Source organism: Micromonospora sp. NPDC049044 (assembly GCF_040649215.1).
Lineage (GTDB): Bacteria > Actinomycetota > Actinomycetes > Mycobacteriales > Micromonosporaceae > Micromonospora.
The window spans coordinates 108,451-131,262 of the sequence record NZ_JBEZFA010000002.1 but is presented as its reverse complement, the minus strand read 5'-3'; the positions used below and the strand labels follow the sequence as shown (position 1 = coordinate 131,262).

Annotated in this window: 18 protein-coding genes; 11 read left to right on the top strand and 7 right to left on the bottom strand. The window is 71.5% G+C overall.

Going from position 1 to position 22,812, the window contains the following annotated elements; translation table 11 throughout:
* The first annotated feature begins 1 nt into the window (after position 1).
* From AB0B85_RS02140 to AB0B85_RS02130, 3 genes are read left to right on the top strand one after another with little or no spacing between them, the layout of a single operon-like run.
* Positions 2-916 (top strand): sugar ABC transporter permease, encoded by a 915-nt coding sequence (locus AB0B85_RS02140; protein WP_357402603.1) that lies wholly within the window; start codon positions 2-4, stop codon positions 914-916.
* Positions 916-1,737 carry a carbohydrate ABC transporter permease gene (locus AB0B85_RS02135; RefSeq protein ID WP_357402601.1) on the top strand — a complete coding sequence of 274 codons (822 nt, stop codon included), beginning with the start codon at positions 916-918 and terminating at the stop codon, positions 1,735-1,737. Before AB0B85_RS02140 ends, AB0B85_RS02135 begins: the two co-directional genes overlap by 1 nt.
* Positions 1,734-3,821, top strand: coding sequence for an alpha-galactosidase (locus AB0B85_RS02130; RefSeq protein ID WP_357402599.1), 2,088 nt, complete (start codon positions 1,734-1,736; stop codon positions 3,819-3,821). Before AB0B85_RS02135 ends, AB0B85_RS02130 begins: the two co-directional genes overlap by 4 nt.
* A 50-nt stretch (positions 3,822-3,871) precedes the next feature.
* Here the strand turns inward: AB0B85_RS02130 and AB0B85_RS02125 are convergent, their stop codons facing one another.
* Positions 3,872-6,220, bottom strand: coding sequence for an AAA family ATPase (locus tag AB0B85_RS02125; protein ID WP_357402598.1), 2,349 nt, complete (start codon positions 6,218-6,220; stop codon positions 3,872-3,874).
* 176 nt (positions 6,221-6,396) lie between these two features.
* Positions 6,397-9,411, bottom strand: a complete 3,015-nt coding sequence (locus AB0B85_RS02120) for a S8 family serine peptidase (protein ID WP_357402596.1) — start codon at positions 9,409-9,411, stop codon at positions 6,397-6,399.
* 236 nt (positions 9,412-9,647) lie between these two features.
* Here AB0B85_RS02120 and AB0B85_RS02115 point away from each other — a divergent pair, with 236 nt between their 5' ends.
* Positions 9,648-10,418 carry a serine/threonine protein kinase gene (locus tag AB0B85_RS02115; RefSeq protein WP_357402594.1) on the top strand — a complete coding sequence of 257 codons (771 nt, stop codon included), beginning with the start codon at positions 9,648-9,650 and terminating at the stop codon, positions 10,416-10,418.
* 445 nt (positions 10,419-10,863) lie between these two features.
* Here the strand turns inward: AB0B85_RS02115 and AB0B85_RS02110 are convergent, their stop codons facing one another.
* Both AB0B85_RS02110 and AB0B85_RS02105 read right to left on the bottom strand, forming a co-directional pair.
* Complete coding sequence (locus tag AB0B85_RS02110) at positions 10,864-12,114, bottom strand: DUF222 domain-containing protein (RefSeq protein WP_357402592.1); 1,251 nt, start codon at positions 12,112-12,114, stop codon at positions 10,864-10,866.
* Positions 12,115-12,382: 268 nt separating this feature from the next.
* Positions 12,383-12,862 (bottom strand): helix-turn-helix domain-containing protein, encoded by a 480-nt coding sequence (locus AB0B85_RS02105; RefSeq protein ID WP_357402590.1) that lies wholly within the window; start codon positions 12,860-12,862, stop codon positions 12,383-12,385.
* Between the two features lie 103 nt (positions 12,863-12,965).
* Here AB0B85_RS02105 and AB0B85_RS02100 point away from each other — a divergent pair, with 103 nt between their 5' ends.
* The gene (locus AB0B85_RS02100) at positions 12,966-14,513 is read left to right on the top strand and encodes an MFS transporter (RefSeq protein ID WP_357402588.1); all 1,548 of its coding nucleotides are present in this window, start codon (positions 12,966-12,968) and stop codon (positions 14,511-14,513) included.
* Between the two features lie 30 nt (positions 14,514-14,543).
* Here the strand turns inward: AB0B85_RS02100 and AB0B85_RS02095 are convergent, their stop codons facing one another.
* The gene (locus AB0B85_RS02095) at positions 14,544-15,410 is read right to left on the bottom strand and encodes an oxidoreductase (protein WP_357402586.1); all 867 of its coding nucleotides are present in this window, start codon (positions 15,408-15,410) and stop codon (positions 14,544-14,546) included.
* A gap of 132 nt (positions 15,411-15,542) precedes the next feature.
* Here AB0B85_RS02095 and AB0B85_RS02090 point away from each other — a divergent pair, with 132 nt between their 5' ends.
* The 6 genes from AB0B85_RS02090 to AB0B85_RS02065 all read left to right on the top strand — a co-directional run bounded on the left by AB0B85_RS02090 (position 15,543) and on the right by AB0B85_RS02065 (position 21,078).
* The gene (locus AB0B85_RS02090) at positions 15,543-16,424 is read left to right on the top strand and encodes a helix-turn-helix transcriptional regulator (protein WP_357402584.1); all 882 of its coding nucleotides are present in this window, start codon (positions 15,543-15,545) and stop codon (positions 16,422-16,424) included.
* A 93-nt stretch (positions 16,425-16,517) separates the two neighbouring features.
* Complete coding sequence (locus AB0B85_RS02085; RefSeq protein WP_357402582.1) at positions 16,518-17,060, top strand: TetR family transcriptional regulator; 543 nt, start codon at positions 16,518-16,520, stop codon at positions 17,058-17,060.
* Positions 17,061-17,148: 88 nt separating this feature from the next.
* On the top strand, positions 17,149-18,180 hold the full coding sequence (locus AB0B85_RS02080) for a zinc-binding dehydrogenase (protein ID WP_357402580.1): 1,032 nt from the start codon (positions 17,149-17,151) through the stop codon (positions 18,178-18,180).
* Between the two features lie 312 nt (positions 18,181-18,492).
* Positions 18,493-18,666 carry a hypothetical protein gene (locus AB0B85_RS02075; RefSeq protein ID WP_357402578.1) on the top strand — a complete coding sequence of 58 codons (174 nt, stop codon included), beginning with the start codon at positions 18,493-18,495 and terminating at the stop codon, positions 18,664-18,666.
* Positions 18,667-18,733: 67 nt separating this feature from the next.
* On the top strand, positions 18,734-19,948 hold the full coding sequence (locus AB0B85_RS02070; RefSeq protein ID WP_357402576.1) for a PP2C family protein-serine/threonine phosphatase: 1,215 nt from the start codon (positions 18,734-18,736) through the stop codon (positions 19,946-19,948).
* Between the two features lie 68 nt (positions 19,949-20,016).
* Positions 20,017-21,078: a DUF2855 family protein gene (locus AB0B85_RS02065; protein ID WP_357402574.1), complete on the top strand. Its 1,062-nt coding sequence runs from the start codon at positions 20,017-20,019 to the stop codon at positions 21,076-21,078.
* 20 nt (positions 21,079-21,098) lie between these two features.
* On the opposite strand, the gene AB0B85_RS02060 is transcribed toward AB0B85_RS02065, so the two are convergent.
* Both AB0B85_RS02060 and AB0B85_RS02055 read right to left on the bottom strand, forming a co-directional pair.
* Entirely contained in the window at positions 21,099-21,902 is an 804-nt protein-coding gene (locus AB0B85_RS02060) for an RNA polymerase sigma factor SigF (RefSeq protein ID WP_357402572.1), read from the bottom strand.
* Positions 21,903-22,233: 331 nt separating this feature from the next.
* On the bottom strand, positions 22,234-22,794 hold the full coding sequence (locus AB0B85_RS02055) for a GNAT family N-acetyltransferase (RefSeq protein ID WP_357402570.1): 561 nt from the start codon (positions 22,792-22,794) through the stop codon (positions 22,234-22,236).
* Between the last annotated feature and the right edge of the window lie 18 nt (positions 22,795-22,812).

The window sequence follows — 22,812 nt, the reverse complement described above, 5'->3', positions numbered from 1 at the left end:
CGTGACAGCAACGATCTCCACGACTTCGGTCACCCCCACGCGGCGGCGACGGTCGGCTCGACTGTCGCCGCTGCTTGTGGCGTTCGTCCTGGTGCCGTTCGCGGTCGAGAGCATCTGGGTGTTCTGGCCGGCGCTGCAGGGTTTCTGGTTCTCGCTCACCCGCTGGGACGGCATGTCGTCGCCGGCCTTCGTCGGCACCGACAACTACGTCGAGCTGGCCGGTGACGCCACCTTCCGCGGTGCGCTCGTCAACACGGTGATCTGGCTGGTGCTCTTCGGTGGCCTCTCCGTGCTCGGCGGCTTCGGGATGGCGCTGGTCCTGCAGAAGGAGCGGCGCGGGGTCGGCTTCTACCGGGCCGCGCTGTTCACCCCTGTGGTGTTCTCGCTCGTGGTGACGGCGCTGGTCTGGCGGGTGTTCTACCAGCCCGACGGCATCGCCGACACGTTGCTGCGGGCGGTCGGCCTGGAGAGCCTGATCCGGCCCTGGCTCGCGGACCCGCAGACCGCCCTGTACGCGGTGATCCTGCCCGCCCTGTGGCGGCAGATCGGCTACGTGATGGTGCTGTTCCTGGCCGGCCTGAAGGCCATCGACCCGGCGCTGCACGAGGCGGCCCGGATGGACGGCGCCAACTCCTGGCAACGGCTGCGGCACGTCACCATTCCCCAGCTCAAGGGGGTCAACGCCGTCGTGTTGTCGGTCATCGTCATCGACTCGCTGCGCTCCTTCGACATCGTCTGGTCGCTCACCAAGGGCGGCCCGTACCACTCGTCGGAGCTGCTCAGCACCTACATGTACTCGACAGCGTTCCAGAGCCTGCGGCTGGGCTACGCCTCAGCGATCGCCGTCGTGATCTTCGTGCTCGCGCTGGCCGTCATCCTCGGCTACCTGGTCCGCGCGTTCCGGGAGGAAGCCTGATGAACAAGCTCCGTACCGGGGCCTTCCACACCGGCATGATCCTGCTGTCAGTGCTCTGGCTCGGGCCGGTGCTCTGGGTGGTGGTGATGTCCACCCGGTCGTTCGACGACATCGCCGCGCACGGGGTGGGCAGCCTGCCCCGGTCGTTCACAGTGGACACGTACCGGCAGGCGTGGACCGACGGCGGTGAGCTGCGCGCCCTGATCAACAGCATGCTCGTCACCATCCCGTCGGTGGTGTTGAGCCTCGGGCTCGCGGCGATGGCCGCGTTCGCGCTGAGCCGGTTCCGGATCCCCGGCCGACGCACCATCCTGCTGCTGATGCTCGCCGGCAACCTGCTGCCACCACAGATCCTGCTCATCCCGGTGGCCAAGTTCAGCGAGCTGACCGGCATGTACGACACGCTCTGGGCGCTGATCACGGTGCAGGTCGGCTTCGGGCTGGGTTTCTACACCTTCGTCCTGCACGGCTTCATGCGGGACCTGCCGAACGAGATCCAGGAGGCGGCCACCATCGACGGCGCCGGCACAGCGCAGATCTTCACGAAGGTGATGCTGCCGCTGACCCGCCCCGCGCTCGCCGCCCTCGGTGCGTTGTCCTTCACCTGGATCTTCAACGACCTGCTCTGGGCGATCACCGTGCTGCGTACCGACGACAACATGCCCGTCACTCCGGCGCTGCTCGCCCTGCAGGGGCAGTTCGTCTCGTCCTGGAACGTCATCGCCGCCGGCACTGTCATCGCGGCAGTCCCCACTGTCGCGGTCTTCCTGCGCTTCCAGCGGCACTTCGTGTCCGGTCTGGCGCTCGGAGCGGTCAAGTGACCGCCGCGACCGGGCGGCGCTGGACGCTGCGCGGCACGAACACCGAGTACACGGTGACAATGCCCGCGCACGGTCGCTGGCTGGAGCTTGTCGCGTGGGGCCCGCACGGCGTCTCGGACGGGCCGTCGCCGGTGGCCTACGACGGCCCGGTGCCGTTCCTCACCGCCGGCGACGCCGCCCCCATCGAGTACGCCACCGACGCCGACCGCCCGTTCACCGGCGCCGACCTGGTGGTGGAGACCGCCAACGGGCAGCGCCGGGTCGGCTTCGCCCACACCGGTGAGCGGGTCGACGCCGACCAGCGGGAGCTGGCCGTCGAGTTCGCCGACCCGGTGACCGGGCTGCGCGCCACGGTGCACTACCGGGTGCCGGTCGGCACCGACGTGGTGCAGCGCTGGGTGGAGCTGACAAACGACGGCACCGGCGTCCTGCGGGTGCTCCGGGCCTTCTCGGGCGGATTCTGCGTACCCACGCCGCACGGCGCGTTGCTCAGCCACCAGTGGGGGCAGTGGGCGCAGGAGTTCCAACTCGCCCACGTCGAGCTGGACCACGGCACGTTCAGCATCGGCAGCTCCCAGGGCGTACCCGGGCATCTGCACGTGCCCTGGCTGGCCGTGCGGGACACCGCGGACCCGGCCGGCGCGGCCTGGGGGATGGGGTTGGCCTGGACCGGCTCGTGGGAGATCAGCGCGGAGCGGGACACCGGTGGGCTGACCCGGGTCCGGGCCGGCCGGCAGTTGGTCGACGGCCCGCTTGACCTGGCCCCCGGTGAGTCGCTGACCCTGCCGGTGGTCACCGGCGCGTACAGCCCGGACGGCCTGGACGGGCTGGCCCGGGTCTGGCACACCCACCAGCGGTTGTTGGCCGCCGACCGGCTCACCCCGCGCCCGGTGCTCTACAACTCGTGGGAGGCCACCTACTTCGCGGTCGAGGCACAGAGCCAGCTCGCGCTCGCCCGGGTCGCCGCCGAGTTGGGCGTGGAGACGTTCGTGGTGGACGACGGCTGGTTCGTCGGCCGTAACGACGACACCGCCGGGCTGGGTGACTGGACGCCCGATCCGGCGAAGTTCCCGGCCGGGTTCGACGCGTTCATCGCCGACGTCCGCGCGCTCGGGCTGAACTTCGGGCTCTGGGTCGAGCCGGAGTGCGTCAACCCCAAGTCGACCCTCTATGCCGAGCACCCGGACTGGGTCTACGCCGTCGACGGCCGACCGCTCACCCCGGTGCGCAACCAGTACCTGCTCGACCTGGGCCGGCCGGAGGTCGCCGAGTTCGTGCACGCCACAGTGGACGGTCTGCTGCGCCGGTACGACATCGACTACCTGAAGTGGGACTTCAACAGGCCGCGTACCGAGCCGGGTCGGCCCGGTGGGGTCGCCCCGCTCGACCTGGACGGTGCGCACGTCGCCAACCTGCACCGGATCTACGAGCAGCTGCGCCGGGACCACCCCGGCGTGCTGATCGAGGCCTGCGCCGGCGGTGGCGCGCGGACCGACCTGGCGATGGCCGCCCGCGCCGACGTCTTCTGGCCCAGCGACAACACCGGCCCACTCGACCGGCTGGCCATCCAGTACGGCTTCCTGCACGCCAACGCCCCGCACCTGCTCAGCTCCTGGGTGACCGACGCCCCCGGCCTGTTCGACACGCGCCCCCGCTCGCTGGCGTTCCGGTTCGTCCTCGCGATGGCAGGTGTGCTCGGCATCGGTGCGGACATCCGCGCGTGGACCCCTGCGGAGCGGGTCGAGGCGGCCGGCTGGATCGCCCGCTACAAGGAGATCCGGGACGTCGTCACACACGGCGAGGTGCACCTGATCGGTGGCCCCGACCAGGCCCGCTGCGCGGTGCAGTACACCGCCCCCGACGAGCAGAGGCTGGTCGTCCTGGCCTGGCACACCGGCCGGCTCGACGGCACCGGCCTGCTGCCGTCGCGCCCGGTGCGGCTGCCGCTGCGCGGCCTCGACCCGGCGGCTCGTTACTCCGACGGCGACCGCCACTACTCCGGCAGCCACCTCGCCACGGTGGGCCTGCCGGTGCAGTGGAGTCCGACCCACGACGCCGACCTCATCGTGTTGACCCGCGACTGAGGCCGGAGCCCCACCACCCTGCGGCGGGCCCGACAACCGGCCGGACGGTCTCAGGCCGGCAGGATTTCGCGGCACCGACGCAGGGTGGCCACGGCGAGTGGGGCGTCCCGGCCGGCGATCCCGGCCTCCAGTTCGGTCACCGCCGCCGCAGCCCACTCCGGTGCCCCCGCCGTGGCGGCAGCCTCCGCCAGCACCAGCACCGCCTCGGCGGCCCACGCCAGGATGCCCTTGCCGCGCACCAGCGACAGCGCCTCCGTCGCATGCCCGACCGCCTCGCCCGGCCGTCCGGCCAGGGTCAGCCGGGCCAGCGCCGAGAGCGCCTGCACCAGCGGCCAGATCGCGCCGACCCGCCGAGCGTCGGCCACCACCTCCCGCAGCGCCTCTTCCGCCCGCCGTTCCTCGTCGTCCTTGTTCGCGGTGCGGGCCAGCACGGTGGCCAGTTCGGCCCGCGCGTCGAGCAGGGTGACCGGCATTCGCGCCGCGCCTGCGACAAGACGGGTGAGCCGCTCGACGAGACCGTCCAGCCGGCCGGCGGCCCGGTCAAGCGACAGTTCGGTCGCATCCACCAGGGCGGTCAGCCGCTCGTACCCGGTCTCGTCGACGAGCGTCCGACCCGCCGCCAGGAGCGCCTCGGCCTGCTCCGGATGCCCGGCGTGCAACGCGCCCTGCGCCCAGTTCAGGCAGGCCCGAGCGTGCTCCCGCGGCCGGTCGGCCAACTCGGCGGAGGCCCGCAACTCCCCGATGATCGCCCAGGCGGCCGGGTCGCCCAGCTCCAGCAGCAGCGAGGCCCGGGCGATCCGGACCGCGAGGTGCGCCCCCGGGTCCCCGCTGGCCGCAGCGGCGCTCTCCGCCTCCGCGCAGCGGGCCAGGTGGTCGTCGACGTGCCGGCCGACGACGGTGTCGGGGGCCGCCAACACCGCGAGTGCCGGCGCCTTGCGTCGGGGTGCGCGCAGGTACGGCACGGCCCGTTCGATCTCGGTGTACCCGCGCAGCGCCTCACCCTGCTGACGCAGCATCCGGCCGAGGACCAGACCCAGCTCACCGCGGGCTCCGGGCGGCAGTCGTCGGTCGGCGAGCAGCCGCTCCAGCACCGGGATCGCCTCGGCCTGGCTGAGCCCGTCGATGGCATACCGGCCCAGCTTGGCGGCGAGCCGTACCCGTACCGGTCGAGGCAGTTCGGCGACGTCCATGGTCTGGAGCAGGAAGCTGGCGGCTGTCGCGTCGTCGCCACGCTCGGTGGCCAGGTCGGCGGCCGCCTCGGCGTTGCGGACGAAGTCCGCGCCGCTGCCGGCCCGATGGTAGTGGTGGGCGAGTTGGGCGACCGGCCGGGGCAACTCCTGCTCCAGCACCCGGGCGACGCGTAGGTGCAGCCACTCCCGGCTCTCCCGGGGCACCAGGTCGTACACCACCTGCCGGGCCAGGTCGTGGCGGAACCGCAGGCCGTCCCCGGCGTCGTGCAGCAGGCCGGCCCGGTGGGCCGCGGTCAGTGCCGTGCCGACCGCCACCCGGTCCAGGCTGAGCACCGCGGCGAGGATGCGCTGGTCCGGTGCCAACCCGAGTACGGCGGCGGCGCCGAGCACCTCCCGGGTCGCCTCGTCGAGCGCCCGCAACCGCCAGAGCAGCACGTCCCGCAGGACGAACGGGACGCTGTCGTCCGCCAACGGGTCGCCGCCCCGCTCCGCGAGCGTCCGCAGTACCTCCTCGACGACGAACGGGATGCCGGCGGTGCGGTCGAGCAGGGTGGCGACCAACTGTTGCGGCGGGTCGTCGAGCCGCAGGGTCCGGGCGGCGAGCCGGCGTACGTCGCTGGTGTCCAGCGGACCGAGCGCGACCCGCGTGACGCTCCACGGTGGAGTTCGGGCCAGGGCGTCGTGGATCGGGGTGCTGCCGCCGGCCGTCACCGTGCGGGTGGTCAGCACGACCGCCAACCCGTCGACCGGGTGGGTGCTCAGGTAGGCGAGGAATTCACAGGTCGCCGGGTCGGCCCAGTGCAGGTCCTCAAGGAGCAGCGTGGCGGGGCTCAACGCGGCGAGCACCGCCCCGACGGCTCGGAGCAGCCGGTGCCGCTCGGCTGCCGGGTCGGTAAGCGGGGGTGGCGGGTCGGGCAGCACGTCGGCCAGTTCGGGCAGCAGCGGCGCGAGGGCGCCAGCCACCGGGCTGAGGGTGCCGAGTCGGTTGGCGCTGCCCCGGATCGCGTCGAGCAGTACGCCGAGCGGGAAGGGCTCCGGCACGTCGTCGCACTCGCCGACCAGGTGGTGACCGGGAAGTTCGGTGAGCAACTCGGTGACCAGGCGGCTCTTGCCGATCCCGGGCTCGCCCTCCAGCAGGATCAGGCACGGTGGGGCTGCGGCGAGCCGACGCAACTGGGCCAACTCCGCCGCTCGTCCGACGAACTCCACGGGTCCACGCAGACGTTCGGGGCGGACGGGAGTTGGGCTCCCGCCGCCCCGTGTCGTGTCCTCGCCGCCGTCGATCACCGTGGGGCGAGCAGATCACCTCCGTCCGGCGGGACAATGGGCCGGCGGACCGGCGGTGACCTGGGTCACACGCCGATCCGCCGGGTTGGGGGAGAGGGTCAGGACTGGATGGTGACCGGCACGGTCTTCAGCGAGCCGTCACCGTTGCGGAACTCGACCAGCCCGACGTAGCGCTGACCCGCCGCGAGGCCGGACCAGCGCACTGTCAGGTTCGCCGTCGCGCCCGGCTGCACGCTGCGCTGCTTCGGGTCGATGGTGAACCGGCCGGTCGAGGTGCCCGGCGCTCCCGGCAGGTAGCTGGTGATGGTGTACGCGTTGGCTTCGTCCTTGATGTTCTCGGTGAACTCCTGCTCGACGACCACTATGTAGTCGCCGGCGCCGTCCGGCAGGCTGACCTTGGCGCCGATCCGGGTGCTGGCCGTGGCCGTGACGAACTTCCCGGACGTGTCGTAGACGTTGAGGCTGAACTCGGTGCACTCCATCACGCCCTCCTCGTCCTCCCAGTCGATGTGGGAGCAGGTGGGTCGTGCCGATGTCACGTGGATCTCCGGGCTGCGGGTGCCGGCCGGTACGTGCAGGGTGGTCTTGCTGATGGCCGCGGGCAGCGGCACCGGCAGGTTGTTCGACGTGCTCCAGTCCCAGCTCGGCCCCTCGCCCGTCAGGGTGACCGCGGTGCTGGTGCCCGCGGTCAGGCCGGAGAGCTGGGAGATCAGCTGACCCTTGTAACCGACCTCGGCGGCGATCCGGACGCTGCCGGAGGTGCCCGTGCCGGTGATGGCGTCGGGCGCGACCAGCCCCGAGTTGCGCACGACCAGTGGGCTGCGTACCTCGTGCGTGAACTGGTCGCGCCAGGTCAGCGAGCCGTCGGCCCAGGTGTCGAACGCCCCGCCGGTGTTGGTGACCTCGACGGTGAAGCGGGCGCTCTGGCCCGGACGGATCTGCAACTTCTTCGGGGTGACAGTGACCTGGTAGCCCGGCGGGGCCTGCACCGACGACGTGTAGGTGCTGGTCTTGTCGCTGACGTTGGTGACCGTGCGGGTCACGCTCTGCTTGCCGACCATCCGGCCCAGCGAGATCGACGGGTAGTTGAGCTGCGCGGTGTCGATCGCGCCGATGGTGTCGCAGCCGTCCAGGTCACCGAGCCCGTAGTCGCCGCCCCGGTCGGCCGACACCCCGCACAGGTACTTGATCCAGTCCTGCTGGTTGGAGTCGTAGACCAGGCCCGGGTCGAAGGCGCTGCCCGGCTTCACCTGACCGGCGCCGTAGTTCAGCGGGGTGGCGTCGTACGTGCCGATCTTGATCGGGTTGCCCTTGTCGGTCTTGTCCACGGCGCTTGTCATGAGCGCCGAGCGGACCGCCGCCGGCGACCAGCCGGGGTGCTTGGCCAGCAGCAGCGCGGCGATGCCGGCGATGTGTGGCGCGGCCATCGAGGTGCCCGACTCCAGGGCGAAGTCGTTGCCGCCGATGGACGGCGAGAACGCCGCGACGATGTCCTGGCCGGGCGCGCTGATGTCCGGCTTGAGCAGCTCACCGGCGTTCAGGTTGGACGGGCCGGCCGAGGAGAACGCGGCGACCGCGGGTGCCTCGACGGTCTCCAGCCTGCTTGGCGAGATGGTCGCCGTGGCGTTGCCCTTCGCGACGTACGCGCTGACAGTGGCCAGGTCGACCTCGTTGATGTGCACTGTCGGCACGGTCTGCACGTCGGCGTTGAGGGAGTTCAGCTCCTCGTTGTACAGCACCATGCCGACGCCGCCGGCCCGGGCCACCTCGATGCTCTTGTCGGTACGCGGGATCTCGCCGCGCAGGCAGAGCACGATAGCGCCCTTGACCTTGGCGGGGTCGAGTGTGTCGTCGGCGCAGAGGCCGGCGCCGTAGGCCCCGTCCGGGTCGAGCGCGCTGTCCTTCGCGAAGACCAGCGGGGCCGGCCCGACACCGGTCTCGCCCATGCCCACACCGGCGATCGTGGTGCCGTCGCCGAGGTTGAGCTGCCGGGTGTTCTGCCGGTCGGTGGTGCTCGCGGCCACAGTGGTAAGCCACGGCGTCGAGTTGTCGACGGTGTTGGCGAAGGGGCCGGAGTTGCCGGCGGCGGCGGCGACGAACACCCCAGCGGCGGCGGCGTTGAAGAACGTGGCGTCGACTGCCCCGAACTGCTCGGTGTCGTCACCGATCGAATAGTTGATCACGTCCACGCCGTCGGCGACCGCGTCGTCGATGGCGTGCACGATGTCGATGTCGGTACCTGTCGCGCCGCCCGCCCCGTTGTCGTACAGCGCCTTGTAGATCGCCAGGCGCGCGGCCGGCGCCATTCCGGAGATCAGGCCCAGGTCCTGGGTGCCCGAGGTCGCCCGGACGCCGTGCAGGCCGGCCGCGGTGCTGGCGGTGTGGGTGCCGTGGCCGTTGCGGTCACGCGGCGAGGAGTAGTCGTCCGGGAACGTGTCGGCGATGCCGCTGTCGTTGTACCAGCGGGCGCCGATCACCTTGTTGTTGCAGGTGACCGGCGCTTCGATGCCGACGTCGCAGGTGCCCTTCCACTTGGCGTCGATGACTGCCTGGTCCGGGCGCGGGCTGGGCAGCGGCGCGAAGCTCGCGCTCTCCGGCCAGTAACCACTGTCGATGACCCCGACGATGACGCCCTCGCCCGCGTGGGAGTCGCCGCGGAACTCGTTCTGCCACACCCCACCCTTGCCGGTCAGGCCCAGGTAGTCCGGAGTGTGTGAGGTGGTCGCGTGCACCTGGTGGCTCTCGTAGACCGCCCGCACCCCGCGGGTGGCGCGCAGCCGGGCGGCCTGCGGCCCGGTCAGGTCGGCGGCGAAGCCGTTGAACGCGGTCTCCATCGTGACGCGGGTGCGGTCGGCCGGCACACCGACACGGTCCAAGACTGACGTGCGCTGCTGCCGCAGGTGGTCGCGGTACGCCTTGGCGCTGCCCGACGTGCGGTTCAGCTTGGCGCCGACGGTCGGCTTGGTCGCCGCGATCCCGGGCACCCCGCCGGTGTACGTGGCCAGCGGCTCCTCGTCGAGCTGGACCAGGTAGCGGGCGGTCGGTCCACTGCTTGTCGGCGCCGCGGTGGCGCTGCCGGGCAGGCTGGTCAGGCCGGCCGTGGTCAGTGCCACGGCGGCCAGCATGCTGACCCCGCGCCTGACCCGTCCGGTCCGATGTGTGTTCGGTTGTGGCACGTCGTTGCCTCCACGTTCGGTGCCGGCCGCCACGACTGATGACGGTGGCCGAAACCTAGGTTCGGCACCGATCATCGAGAAGCACTCGTAACCTGGCTGTCATCTTGGAAACAGGCTCGTAACACAAGGGGTACTTTGCGCGTCATTTGGACGACGCCGACTCGGGGGTGTCGATGTCATTTCAGCGGTTTTCGGTGCCGGCGATCGAGACGGCCTTCGTGGTCTTCGACGAACAGGACTCCGGCTGCCTCTCCTACGGGGTCGAGCAGGCGGGCCGGCGGTGGCTCGTCAAGACGGCCATCACGGCCGAGGGCAGAGCCTCCCTCGACCGAGCCCGCGCGGTGCACGCCGCAGTCAGCCACCGCACGATCGTCCGTCCAATCCGGACGGTCGACGGACCGGCCGGGCCAACGCTCGTCTACCCCTGGTACGACGGCGACGTGTTGAACCACGCCACCGTGCATGGTGCGGACCGGACCGGGCTCTCCCGGTTCCAGCAACTGCCGTTGCCGCAGGTCGAGGCGGCCCTCGACGCGATCCTCGACGCTCATCTCGCCGTCAGCGCCGCCGGCCTCGTCGCGGTCGACCTCTACGACGGCTGCTTCCTGTACGACTTCTCCGCCGCACGGATGCGGTTGATCGACCTGGACGAGTACCGCCCCGGACCCTTTGTGCTCGACGCCGAACGGCTGCCCGGCTCGCGGCGCTACATGGCGCCGGAGGAGTTCGTCCGGGGCGCGGTGATCGACGAGCGGACCACCGTGCACCTGCTCGGCCGCACCCTGCGCCACCTGCTTGACTCGCCCGCGGGCTGGCGGGGCAACGACGACAAGCGTCGCGTCGTGGACCGGGCGACCAGGGCGGCCCCTGCCGAGCGTTACTCCGGCGTACCGGCGCTGGTCCGCGCATGGCGGGAGGCGGCTCGCCGCCCAGGAAGCCCATGACGCCGGCCCGCGACATCCTGACCCTCCCCGGGGTGGCCCTCCCCGGGGTGGCCCTCCCCGGGGTGGCCCTCCCCGGGGTGGCCCTCCCCGGGGTGGCCCTCCCCGCGGTGGCCCTCCCCGCGGGTGGCCGTCTCCGGGGTGGCCTTCCCCGCGGGTGGTCGTCTCCGTGGTGGCTCTCCCCGCGAATGGCCTTCCCCGCGCGGGTGGCACTCCCCGCGGGTGGTCGTCTCCGAAGGTGGTCGGCCGTCACGGGGGTGGGTGGCTGTGGGTAGGGACGTGGCCCGCGGCGGGCCGGGCTCACACCCGGCGCCGGCCTGTGCGGTCGCGCCACCGTGGTGGTCCCGCCGAGCGCGCGCGGGTCATCGAGCACCCCGGCCCAGCGACGTGGAGACCTGCCTGGAACCGACTGCGTGGCGAAGGTGGGTTCAGCGTCGGTAGGTCGTGTCTATGTCCGCCGGTGGTAGTGGTTGCGGCGGGGGAGTTGTTCGGGGTCGAGCCAGGCCGGTGGGATGAATTCGGGCTGACCGTCGCCGGCCAAGCGGACGGTCCAGTCGCTGTGGTGGAGGTGTCGGTGGTGGTGGCCGCAGAGCAGGACGGCGTTGGCCAGGCTGGTGTCGCCGCCGTCGGCCCAGTGTCGGATGTGGTGGGCGTCGCACCAGCGGGGTGGGCGGTCGCAGCCGGGGAAGGCGCAGCCGCGGTCGCGGAGGACGAGTGCGCGTCGGAGTGGGCCGGTGATGAGGCGGCGTTGTCTTCCGACGTCGAGGACCTGGCCGGCGCTGCCGAGGATGGCGGGCAGGATCGCGGCGTCGCAGGCGAGCCGACGCACCGTCTCCGGGGTGAGCCGCAGCCCGGTGTCGAGGGTGCCGGCGTCGAGTTGTCTCGCGAGCATGTCGTAGCTGGTGGTGACGACGATCTGCGCGGGATCGCCGCCGTGCTCGGGTAGGTCGCCGGTGCGCAGGCTGAGTCGGCACAGGTCGGCGAGTGCGTCGTGGCGGCGTTGCCCGGGGGAGCGTCTGTCGTCTGGACCGGACGGGGCGGTCAGCGGGTCGATGGCGGCGCGGAGCAGGCCGGCGGTTTCGGTGTCGAGGGTGCCGGTGAGTCGGAGCCGCCCGTCGGACAGTTCGGAGAGGGTGAGGTGACGGTCGCGGGTCGCTTGGCGGGCTTCGGCTTCCAGTGCTGCCCGAGCGGCGGCGTCGGCGGCCTCGGGTGCGACGTGGTCGAGGATGCGGGTGCCGAGTTTGCGCAGGAGGGTGCTGTCGAACTGGCCGGCCCACTCGGTGAGCACACCGACGGCCTTGTCGGCGGCCTCCGCGCCGGCGGCCGTGTGCACGGTGGTGACGGTGTCGGCGATGACCCGGGCCTGGTCGAGGGTGATGTCCCCGTTGGCCAGAGCGGCGCGTACCCCAGGATTGCCGCTTTCCAGGGCGGCGGCGAGGTCGACGAGCCGGCGGGCGGCGGGAACGGTGAGCCGGAGTCGTTCGCGCAGCCAGACCGCTGTGCTGGACGCGCCCTGCGCGCGGGCGGTGCCCCGACCGTCGATCTCGCGAACCAGGGCGAGCGTGACGGCGGCGAGGCGTTGCGCCAGGCGGTGTGCGGCGTCGAGCGCCGCGATCAGCTCATCGTCGGCGAGGGCCCAGGCGGCGTCGTCGACGCAGACGGCGACGGCGTCGTCTGCCCGCGCCAACTCCTCAACCATGACCAGAGACTAGAACAGGTGTACGACAGTTTTAGCGATCAAAATCGATTGATAAGTGGTGCTGTGCTGGTGCCATCGGGACCTCAGGTTGGCGGCCCGCATGCCGATTTGCGAGGAATGACGCCCGGCCCGGCGGCCCGCCTGCCCGGCCGCCGCGAGGAATGAGCCCGCCCGCCTGCCGGTCGCCTCGGATCGAGCCCGCCCCGGCGGCCCGCGCGCCCGGCGGCCCCGCGCGCCCGGCGGCTCCCGTGCCCGGCCGGCTCGGCCGTCAGGCGCGTCGGATGATGCCCGGGCCGGCGGCGATGTCGATGTCGCCGTCCGTGATCTCGTGGCCGGCGGCGCAGCGGAGTACCGCGCGGACCGGCTCGCCGCAGTCGTGGTGGGTGGCGACGACGGATGGGCCGGCGTCGTCGGCGGCCCAGGTGTCGCCCCAGTTGCGCAGGGCGGTGATGACCGGCAGGAGTTCGCGGCCTTTGCGGGTGAGTTGGTACTCGTGGCGGGTGCGCTGCCCGGGCTCCCGGTACGGGATGCGTTCGAGTAGGCCGGCGGCGAGCATGTCCTTGAGTCGGGCGGCCATTGCGGGTTCACCGACGCCGACCCGGCGGACGAAGTCGTCGAAGCGGCGCGTGCCGAGCAGGGCCTCGCGCATGATCAGGACCGTCGACCTGCTGCCCACGATGTCCATCGCCCGGGCCACCGAGCAGTTCTCGCTCGACCAGGAGTCGCGGTCTTCCCGTAGGTCCTCCATGTCACCCAGCCTATCTGACTTGCATTGCGATTAGTCAGGTGCTTCACTGGGGCGTGCTGACTTCTGCATATGCAAGCCAGCCCGCCCGTCCCTGAGGATGCCAGTGACCAGCAACACCGCAGCCCCACCCGCGCCCGGACCGGCCGGCGTCGTCCGGTCGTCGGTCCGTGGCTCCCGTCCGGTGACCCTGATCGCCATGTGTCTGGGCGCGATGATCACGTTCTTCCAGATCACCGCGACGGTATCCGCGCTGACCACGATCCAGCAGGATCTGCGGGTCGATCCGACCACCCTGATCTGGGTCCCCAGCGCCTACACGCTGATGGTGGCGAGCGTGGTGCTGTCCGCGGCCACCCTCGGCAACCGCTACGGGCGCAAGCGCATGTTCGGTGCCGGAGTCATCGCGATGATCGTTGGTGCCGCCGTCGTGGCCAGCGCCCCGACCGTGGCCTGGGTGATCGTCGGGCAGCTGGTCGCCGGCCTCGGCGGAGCCCTGATCCTGCCGAACAGCCTGGCGATCCTCGGCGCGACCTTCACCGATCCGCACCGACGTACCGAGGTCATCACCGCGTGGTCGGCGGCCTCCGGCATCGGGCTCGCGGTCGGCCCGCTCATCGCCGGCACGCTGCTCCAGCACCACCGGTGGCACAGCGTCTACCTGTCGACCATCGTGCTCGGCGTCATCACTCTCGTCGTCGCCGCCGTCGGGGTGGCCGAGTCCCAGCCGAGCGCCGCCCGACTCGACGTACCCGGCCTCCTGCTGGGCACCGTCGCCATCGCCGCCGCCGTCTACGCGATGATCCAGGGTGGCAAGGCCGGCTACGCCAGCCCGGTGGTGCTGGTGGCGTGGATCGTCGCGCTTGTCGCACTTGTGGGGTTCGTGTTTGTCGAGCTACGGGCCGGTGCGCCAATGCTCGACGTACGGCTGTTCCGGTCCGCGTCGTTCAGCGCCGTCATGGTCGTCGCCGCGGTATCGCTGTTCGGCTTCACCGGCGTGGCGATCCTGCTTGTCCTCTTCCACGAGCGGGCCCAGGCGCTCAGCCCGCTGGACACCGGCTGGCGGATGCTCGTGCTCTTCGGCGCCTACGCGCTCACCGCCTTCGGCGTCGGGCAGGCGATCCGTCGTACCGGCTTCAAGGCACCGATCGCCCTCGGCCTGGTCCTGGGTGCGGTGGCCAGCTTCGCGCTGGCGGCCCAGGGCCCCACCACCTCGTTCGGTGCTCGCTGGGCGCTGTTCGCGTTGTTCGGCGTCGCCAGTGCTCTGGTGGTGGCCCCGGCGACGGCGGCGGCCCTGGCCAGCGTCGCGCCCGCTCAGGCCGGCATGGCCTCCGGTGCGGTGAACGCCGCCCGCCAGGTCGGCTCCGTGCTCGGCGCGTCCCTGCTGGGCACGCTCCTGACCACCACCATGCTTGCCGACCTGCCCGACCGGCTGGCCGCGCACCAGGTCGGCGAACCCACCCGGTCCGCCGTGCGGGCGGCGGTGGCCGCCGGTGCCACCGGCGACCAACCGCTGCCCGATCCGGTCCGGGCGGCACTGGCCGAGGCGCTGACCTCCGGCGTCCAGGCCGGCCTGCGCATCACCGGGATCGTCTTCCTGGTCACCGCCGTGCTCACGCTCGCACTCGTCCGCAACCGCCCGCGCCAGCACTAGGGGCTGTCGGCCAGTCCTGATGAAACAGCCCTAGGAACCGATGGTGTCCAGTTCCTCGATCGCGTCGGCCGGCAGCTTCAGCTCGGCCGCCGCGAGGTTCTCCCGCAGGTGCGCCAGCGTCGAGGTGCCCGGGATCAGCACGGTCGTCGGGGAGCGCTGGAGGAGCCAGGCGAGGGCGACCTGCTGCGGCGAGGCGCCCACCCGGGCGGCCACGTCGTTGAGGGTGTCGGACTGCAACGGCGTGAACCCGCCGAGCGGGAAGAACGCCGCGAACGCGATGTTCTCCGCCGCGCACCTGTCCACCAGGGCGTCGTCCTTGCGGTTGGCGAGGTTGTAGAGGTTCTGGACGGTGACCACCGGGGCGATGGCCTGGGCCTCGGTGAGCTGGTCGAGCGTGACGTTGCTGAGCCCGAGGTGCCGGATCAGCCCTTCCTGTCGCAGGTCCGCGAGGGCGCCGAACTGCTCGGAGAGGGGATCGTCGCCGGTGCCCTCGGCCACCCCGACCCGCAGGTTGACCACGTCGAGGACGTTCAGGCCGAGGTGTCGGAGGTTGTCCCGGACCTGGGCCTTCAGTTCGTCCGGCTCCAGCGCCGGGATCCAGGAGCGGTCGGCGCCGCGTCGCGCGCCGACCTTGGTGACCAGGTGCAGATCCTCGGGGTACGGGTGCAGCGCCTCGCGGATCAGCTCGTTCACCACCACCGGGCCGTAGAAGTCGCTCGTGTCGATGTGCCGGACCCCGCGCTCGACGGCCTCGCGGAGCACGGCGAGCGCCTGCTCGCGGTCGCGGGGCGGGCCGAACACACCCGGGCCGGCCAACTGCATCGCCCCGTAGCCCATCCGGCTCAGGGTGAGGCCGTCAGCCAGGGTCAGGGATCCGCCGGGAAGGTTCTCGCTCATGTGGTCCTCTATCCGTGCTGGGAGTCGGTACGCCTCGACTGTGCGCCGACGGTCGGCCGACCGGCAGGGCGAGCTGTTCCTGGTAGTGACACGCCCAGTCAACGGACGGCCGGGCGATCTACCGTCGGTGGTATGGACGCGATGAACCCACTCGGCGACTTTCTGCGTGCCCGTCGGGAGCAGACCCGGCCCGAGGACGTCGGGCTCGGTCCCGGCGTGGGCCTGCGCCGGGTGCCGGGGCTGCGGCGCGAGGAGGTGGCGATGCTGGCCGGCATCAGCGCCGACTACTACCTGCGGTTGGAGCAGGGACGCGAACGGCACCCCTCGGTGCAGGTGCTCGATGCCCTGGCCGGGGTGCTGCGGTTGGATCCGGAGGCGACCGCGTACCTGATCGGGTTGAGCCGGGCGCGGTCGCGTCGGGCGGTCCGACCGGCCGCCGATCGGGTGCCGGCCAGCATCCTGCACCTGCTGCGGCAGCTCGACATGCCGGCCTTCGTGCAGAACCGCTACCTCGACATCCTGGCCTCGAACCCGATGGCGAGGGTCCTGTCGCCGAATCTCGCCCCGGGCGCGAACCGACTCCGCGCGGTGTTCCTGGACCCTGCCGAACGGGAGCTGTTCCGCGACTGGCGGCAGGCGATGCAGAGCGTGGTGGGGCAGATGCGCGCCGACTCGGGCGGGGCCACCGACGACCCCCGGTTGACGGCGCTGGTGGGGGAGTTGTCCCTCAAGAGCGACTGCTTCCGCCAACTGTGGGCGCGGCACGAGGTGCGTAGGCGGGAGGGTGTGGTCAGCCGACTGCATCATCCCGAGGTGGGTGACCTCGACCTGTACTGCGACAAGCTCGCCGTCGCGGGCGCCGACGGGCAGCTGCTGGTGATCTACCACGCCGAGCCGGGTACGGAGTCCGCGCGCTCGCTGGCGCTGCTCGGCTCGCTCGCCGCCAGCACCCGGGACGACCTTCCGGACAGCGTCCGACCCGGTGACCCGGCCCGGCTCTACCCGTCCGAGTGAGCTGCGTGGGTGGGGACGTGCGCGTAGCGCTGCGCACCGGCGGCCGGGCCGACGGACTTGACGACCATTGTTTGTGAGTGCACACTTACAAACATGCGATCCACCGCCGAGGCCCGTCGGGTCACCGTGCTGAACGCCGCGGTGTCGGCGTTCGCCCGCACCGGCTTCCATGCCACCCCGGTCACCGCAGTGGCCGCCGCCGCCGGCATCTCCGAGGCGTACGTCTTCCGGCTCTTCGCCGGCAAGCTCGGGTTGTTCGTGGCGGCGGCCGGGGCGTGTTTCGACAGGATCGCCGCGGCGATCGAGGCGGGCGCGGAGCAGGCCGCGGGGAGCAGCCCCGAGGAGATCCTCGACGCCATGGGCCGCGCGTACGCGGAGTTGATCGCCGACCGTGACCTGTTGCTCTTCCAGGTGCAGGCGCAGGCCGTCACGGACATCCCCGAGATCGCCGAGGCGGTGCGGGCCGGCTACCGGCGGATCGCGACCTTCGTGCAGGACCGGGCCGGTGCCGACGACGCGCAGGTGCAGCGCTTCTTCGCGTACGGCCAGCTCTGTCACCTGATCGTCACGGCCGGCCTGGAGCAGGTCTCCGAGCCGTGGGCCCGCGCGCTGACCGCCGGCATCCGCCACCCCTGACCCGACCACCGACCCTGGGCCACGACAGTGGCCCATTTTTTGACCCGGACAAGTGTGTGAGTGCACACTTACAAACAAGGAGAATCCGATGAACCCGGATGCGACGATCACCGAAGTGGTGCTGCCCGGCGTGGTGGAGCCCGACGGACTCCACCTGCGCCGACGCGCCATGCCCGTCCCCGCCCGGGGGCAGGCGCTCGTCCAGGTCGAGGCCACCGGCATCTCGTTCGCCGAACAACAGATGCGCCACGACCGCTACCCCGGCCAGCCGAAGTTCCCCTTCGTGCCCGGCTACGACCTCGTCGGCACGGTCCGGGCGGTCGGCCCCGGCGCGGACGACGCACTCATCGGCACCCGGGTCGCGGCGGTCACCAAGACCGGCGGGTGGGCCTCCCACGCGCTCGTCGACATCGACGCCCTGACCCCCGTACCCGCGGATCTGGACCCCGCCGCCGCCGAGACGGTAGTCGTCAACGGTGTGACGGCCTGGCAGATGTTGCGGAAGGCGGGCCTGCGGGCCGGGCAGACCATCCTCGTGCACGGCGCGAACGGTGGCGTCGGCACGGTACTCGTCCAACTCGGACGACACCTCGGCCTGCGGGTCATCGGCACCGCCGCCGCACGGCACCACGCCGCGCTGCGTGAACTCGGCGTCGAACCGCTCGACTACCGTGACCCGGATCTGGCCGCCCACGTGCGTGCGCTGTCGCCGGGCGGTGTCGACGCCGTCTTCGACCCGGTGGGTGGCCCGGGTGTACGAACCTCGTACGGCCTGCTCGCCCCCGGCGGCTCGCTCGTGGTCTACGGCAACGCCGCCGCCGTGAACTCCGGCCAGCCGATCGGGTGGGTCTTCGTGAAGGTGCTGACGCGCCTTTACACCTGGAACGCGCTGCCGAACGGCCACCAGGTCGGCTTCTACAACTTCTGGGCCGGTCACCTCACCCGCCGTACCGCGTTCCGGCGTCGCCTGCGCACCGACCTGGGCATCGTGCTCGACCTGCTGCGGCAGGGGGTGATCGTGCCGCAGATCGCCGCCCGCTACCCGCTCAGCGAGGTCTCCACCGCGCTGGTGTTCGCCGAGACACGCAGCCGGGCCGGCAAGGTGGTGCTGGAGCCCTGATCAATCGATCCGAGGCGCCGGCAGCGCGTCCCGGTCGGTCGGGTGGCCGGTGCCGGTGCGGTGGCGCACCGCGAGGGCGTACGGTGAACACGTCGCCCGGGACTGCGGTGGCCGCCGGACGCCGTCCGCCACCAGCCGAAACAGGGCCTTACCGATCGTCATCCCCACCGCCGCGACGGCTGGTCGTGTTAGTGACCGCCGGCCCCGTCCCGGCTGTCGGGTCCGCCTGTCAGCACCGCCGGGACGGCGGTGGTCCGGACCGCCGCCGTCCGTGCGAATGACAGTCCTGAACGCCTAAGAGGAGAGCACCAGATGAGCATCGCCAGGCACCGGATCGTCACCGCGCTGCGCGACCGGGGCCAGCAGGCCAGAGCCGACTGGGTCGAGCGCGAACTGCCGGAGCGGGTGGACCCGGCCAAGCACTCGGGGTTGCTCGCCACCCTGCACCTCGACCCGGCCGACCTCGCCGATGTCCCAACTCGCTGAGGGCAAGGTAGCCTCACGGTCGCACCACGTGCTCCCGCGGTCGGGGAGGATTCGGGGAGGTGGGAGCTTGGGTGACGTCGGCGAGATGGTGCGTTGGCTCCAGCTCAACGCACCCAGGGGCGGTCCGGACGAGCTGTCCCAGCTCGTGGCCCAGGCGGCTCCCGCCATCGACGCCACCGAGATCGTGATCTACCTGGCCGACTACACGCAGTCCCTGCTCGTGCCGCTGCTCGGCGCGGGTCTGGTCCGGGACGCGTTGTCGATCGAGACGACTCTCGCCGGGCGGGCCTTCACCAACCTCGACATCCAGCGCGCCCCCGACAGCCCGGATCGGGTCTGGGTGCCACTGCTGCTCGGGTGCGAACGGATGGGCGTGCTGGAGGTCGTCTCGCCGGCCGCCGCCGACCCGGCGATGGACGGCCCAGCCTGGGAGGTGGCGGTGAACATCGCCCAGATCCTGGTCAACCGGCGGCTCTACGGTGACGTGGTCGAGCGGATGCGGCGGCGGCTGCCGATGCAGGTCGCCGCCGAGATCGTGTGGGGGCTGCTGCCGCCGCTGACCTTCGCCACCGACGACCTGGTGATCACCGCGATCCTCGAACCCTGTTACGACGTCGGCGGCGACATCTTCGACTACGCGTTGAACGGGGACGTGCTCAGCGTCGGGCTCTTCGACACCTGTGGGCACGGCATCAAGGCGAGCACGCTTGCCTCACTCGTGGTCAGCGCGTACCGCAACGCCCGCCGGTGTGGGCTCGACCTGGTCGACACGGCGATCAGCATCGACAAGTGGGTGCGTTCCGAGCACCCCAACTTCTTCGCGACCGGGCTGCTCATCGAGCTGGACCATCGGACCGGCAGACTGAGCACGATCAACGCGGGTCACCCGGGTGCGATGTTGCTGCGCGACGGCAAGGCCATTCGGGAGCTGCCGGGGCCGACGGCGTTGCCGCTCGGCCTGGGTCACCTGTCGGCCCGCCGCCCGACGGTGCACGTGGAGGAGTTGCACCCGGGCGACCGGATCCTCGCCTACACCGACGGCATCACCGACGCGCGGAGCTCCGACGGCATCCAGTTCGGGTTGGAGCGGCTCATCGACTTCGTCAACCGCGCCCTCAACGACGGGTTGCCCAGCCCGGAGACGATGCGTCGCCTGGTGCGTGCCGTCGTCGGCTACCAGGACGATCGGCTTGAGGACGACGCCACAGCGCTCTTCCTGGAGTGGCGGCCCCCGCATCTGCCGCTCGCGCACCTCCGCGACCTCGCCGCTTCCCGGTCCTGACCGGAGCAGTGGGATTTTGCACTCTCAGTGCACTTGTCTGGGTCGGCGCGGGTGTCTAGCGTCACCTCATGGCCGACTCATGGACCTTCGCCGTGGCGCGTGACGACCTCGGACGGACCACGCTCGTCGATGGCGACCCGCCCGCGGTGGCCGACGGCGAGGCGCTGCTGCGGGTGGACCGGGTCGGCCTGACCGCCAACAACGTGACCTACGCGGTGCTCGGTGAGGCGATGCGTTACTGGCAGTTCTTTCCGCCGGTGGGGCTCGGGCCACAGTGGGGTCTGCCGCCGCTCTGGGGCTTCGCCGAGGTGGTCGCCTCCACTGTCGCGGGCGTCGTGGTGGGGCAGCGGATCTACGGCTATCTCCCGCCCGCGGGTCACCTGCTGGTCCGGCCGGACCGGGTGGACGCGTCCGGGTTCCGGGACGCCAGCCCGCACCGGGCCGAGCTGCCGTCCCCGTACAACGCGTACCGGTCGACCACGGGCGACCCGGCGTACCGGCCCGACCAGGAGGATCTGCTGATCCTGTTCCGGCCGTTGTTCTTCACCTCGTTCATGCTTGCCGACCAGGTTCTCGACAACGACTGCTACGGTGCCGAGTCGCTGCTGCTGTCCTCGGCGTCGAGCAAGACCGCGTACGCCGCCGCGTTCGAGCTGCGTGGGCGCGGGCCGCGCCTGGTCGGGCTCACCTCACCCGGCAACCTGACCTTCACCCGCTCGCTCGGCTGCTACGACCAGGTCGTCGCGTACGACGACATCGAGGCACTGGACGCCGTTGCCTCGGTGTACCTCGACCTGTCCGGCGCGCCCTCGACCCGGGCCGCCCTGCGTCGGCACCTCGGCGACCGGTTGGTCCGGGACATCGCTGTCGGCCTCACCACCCAGACGCCGAACGCCGACGCCGCCGACGAGGTGTTCTTCGCGCCGGTACAGATGCGCAAACGCGGCCAGGACTGGGGCCGTGCGGGGCTCGACGAGCGGTTCACCGAGGCCTGGCAACGCTTCACCGCGATCGTGGGCGGGTGGCTCGACGTCCAGGTCGGTGCCGGGCCGGCGGCCCTCCAGCGGGCCTGGCTCGACGTCCTCGCCGGTCGTACGCCGCCACGGGTGGGTCACGTCGTCCAGCTCTGAGCGGTCGACGACGCCGACGGTCAGAACGAGTTGTCGCCGGAGAGGTGGCGACGCAGCGTGGCCAACGACCGGTTGATCAGCCGGGAGACGTGCATCTGCGAGACACCGACCCGCTCGGCGATCTGGGACTGGGTCAGGTTGCCGTGGAAGCGCAGGCTCAGGATCTCGCGTTCGCGCTCCGGCAGAGTGGCGAGGGCCGGCCCGAGGGCCACCCGGATCTCCACGACGTCGAATTCGTGGTCGTCGCCGCCGAGAGTGTCGCCGAGCTCCCGGTCGCCGGCCCCGATCGGGGTGGACAGTGAGGTGGCCCGGTAGGCGCGGGCACCCTCCAACCCTTCCAGGACGGTCTCCTCGGAGAGGTCGAGGTGGGACGCGATGTCGGCCACTGTCGGCGAGCGGCCGAGGGTCTGGGTCAGCGCGCTGTTCGCCGCGCTTATCGACAGGCGCAACTCCTGGAGGCGGCGGGGCACGCGGACCGCCCAGGTGCGGTCCCGGAAGTACCGCTTGATCTCGCCGATGATGGTGGGGATGGCGTACCCGGCGAAGTCGATGCCGCGGCTGGGGTCGAAGTTGTCGACCGCCTTGATCAGCCCGACCGAGGCGGTCTGGCTCAGGTCCTCGTCGGCGGCGCCGCGCCCGCCGTAGCGGCGGGCCAGGTGTCGGGCGAGCGGCAGCCAGGCCTCGATGACGCGGTCCCGCAGCGCTTGGCGGCGCGGGTCGTCGGCCGGGGTCGCCGCCAGGGTGGCCAGCAGTTCGTCCGGGCTCTGGTCACTGCTTCGGTTGCCGCGGAGGGTGCTGGTAGCGGTTCCGGCGATGCTGGCCATGAGGTGGTCCTTCCCACAGTTGCCCGTCAATCGGATCGACCGGAAGAAGTTCTCCGAACTGGCTGTCGCCGGGGCGCACGTGCGGGCGGGGTGCGCTGTCGCAACGCATGGCCACGATCACGGGCCTCGCCGCCGCGTCATGTCATTCACCTGTCGACCTGGACACTACCCGAAAGATTGAGAGTTTCCTAGCCGAAAGGATGAGTCGATATGGACCGTTAGTGTTTGCGGCAGTGACACACCGCGCCCGCCGCCGCCATGCACGGCCAGCTCTCCCACCTGCGGCGCTACGCCTGGGTCGCCCCTGGCCGCCACCGACAAGGGTCGGTGTTCAGGCCGGCGTCGGGTGCTTCGCCACGAAGCGGGCGCGGGTGAGGAACGCGAGCTGAGCCCGCTTGTCCGGCATGTCGATCTCCGAGTCGAAGGTGAAGCCCTCGATCTCCAACCGGCGCAGGGCGAGGTGGTTGCGGACGTCCGGCTCGACGACGATCCGCTGGGCGGCCGGGTCGCGGAACAGGAAGCGGGCCAGCGCCGGCCCGACGGCGTTGGTGAGGCCGCGGGCGATCCGCCGGTCCGGACTGAGCAGCAGGTGCATCCCGATGTCGCCGGGCTGGACCCGGTAACGCTCGCCGACCGGGTCGGCCTCGGGCTGGTAGGTCTGGAACAGGCCGACCGGCTCGGCTTCCACCATGATCAGGTACGCGTGGTGCGTCGGCAGGCTGTCCACGAAGGCGTAGATGTCGCGGACCTCGTCGACTGTGTGTGCGCCCATGCCCCAGAAGGAGTTCCGGGGTTGGCTGACCCAGCCGTGCAGGAGGGCGGCGTGCCGGTCGGGGTCCACTGTCAGCAACGACAACTCACCGAGACCGGCGACCTTCTCCAGGTGTGTCATCGGGCGCGCTCCTCTGTT

What these genes read in the sequence shown, in the direction of transcription:
- AB0B85_RS02080 (WP_357402580.1), top strand. Translation starts at nt 17,149, where the DNA reads ATGAACCCGGATGCGACGATCACCGAAGTGGTGCTGCCCGGCGTGGTG.
- AB0B85_RS02115 (WP_357402594.1), top strand. Translation starts at nt 9,648, where the DNA reads ATGTCATTTCAGCGGTTTTCGGTGCCGGCGATCGAGACGGCCTTCGTG.
- AB0B85_RS02095 (WP_357402586.1), bottom strand. Translation starts at nt 15,410, where the DNA reads ATGAGCGAGAACCTTCCCGGCGGATCCCTGACCCTGGCTGACGGCCTC.
- AB0B85_RS02105 (WP_357402590.1), bottom strand. Translation starts at nt 12,862, where the DNA reads ATGGAGGACCTACGGGAAGACCGCGACTCCTGGTCGAGCGAGAACTGC.
- AB0B85_RS02065 (WP_357402574.1), top strand. Translation starts at nt 20,017, where the DNA reads ATGGCCGACTCATGGACCTTCGCCGTGGCGCGTGACGACCTCGGACGG.
- AB0B85_RS02090 (WP_357402584.1), top strand. Translation starts at nt 15,543, where the DNA reads ATGGACGCGATGAACCCACTCGGCGACTTTCTGCGTGCCCGTCGGGAG.
- AB0B85_RS02110 (WP_357402592.1), bottom strand. Translation starts at nt 12,114, where the DNA reads ATGGTTGAGGAGTTGGCGCGGGCAGACGACGCCGTCGCCGTCTGCGTC.
- AB0B85_RS02055 (WP_357402570.1), bottom strand. Translation starts at nt 22,794, where the DNA reads ATGACACACCTGGAGAAGGTCGCCGGTCTCGGTGAGTTGTCGTTGCTG.
- AB0B85_RS02085 (WP_357402582.1), top strand. Translation starts at nt 16,518, where the DNA reads ATGCGATCCACCGCCGAGGCCCGTCGGGTCACCGTGCTGAACGCCGCG.
- AB0B85_RS02075 (WP_357402578.1), top strand. Translation starts at nt 18,493, where the DNA reads ATGAGCATCGCCAGGCACCGGATCGTCACCGCGCTGCGCGACCGGGGC.
- AB0B85_RS02135 (WP_357402601.1), top strand. Translation starts at nt 916, where the DNA reads ATGAACAAGCTCCGTACCGGGGCCTTCCACACCGGCATGATCCTGCTG.
- AB0B85_RS02060 (WP_357402572.1), bottom strand. Translation starts at nt 21,902, where the DNA reads ATGGCCAGCATCGCCGGAACCGCTACCAGCACCCTCCGCGGCAACCGA.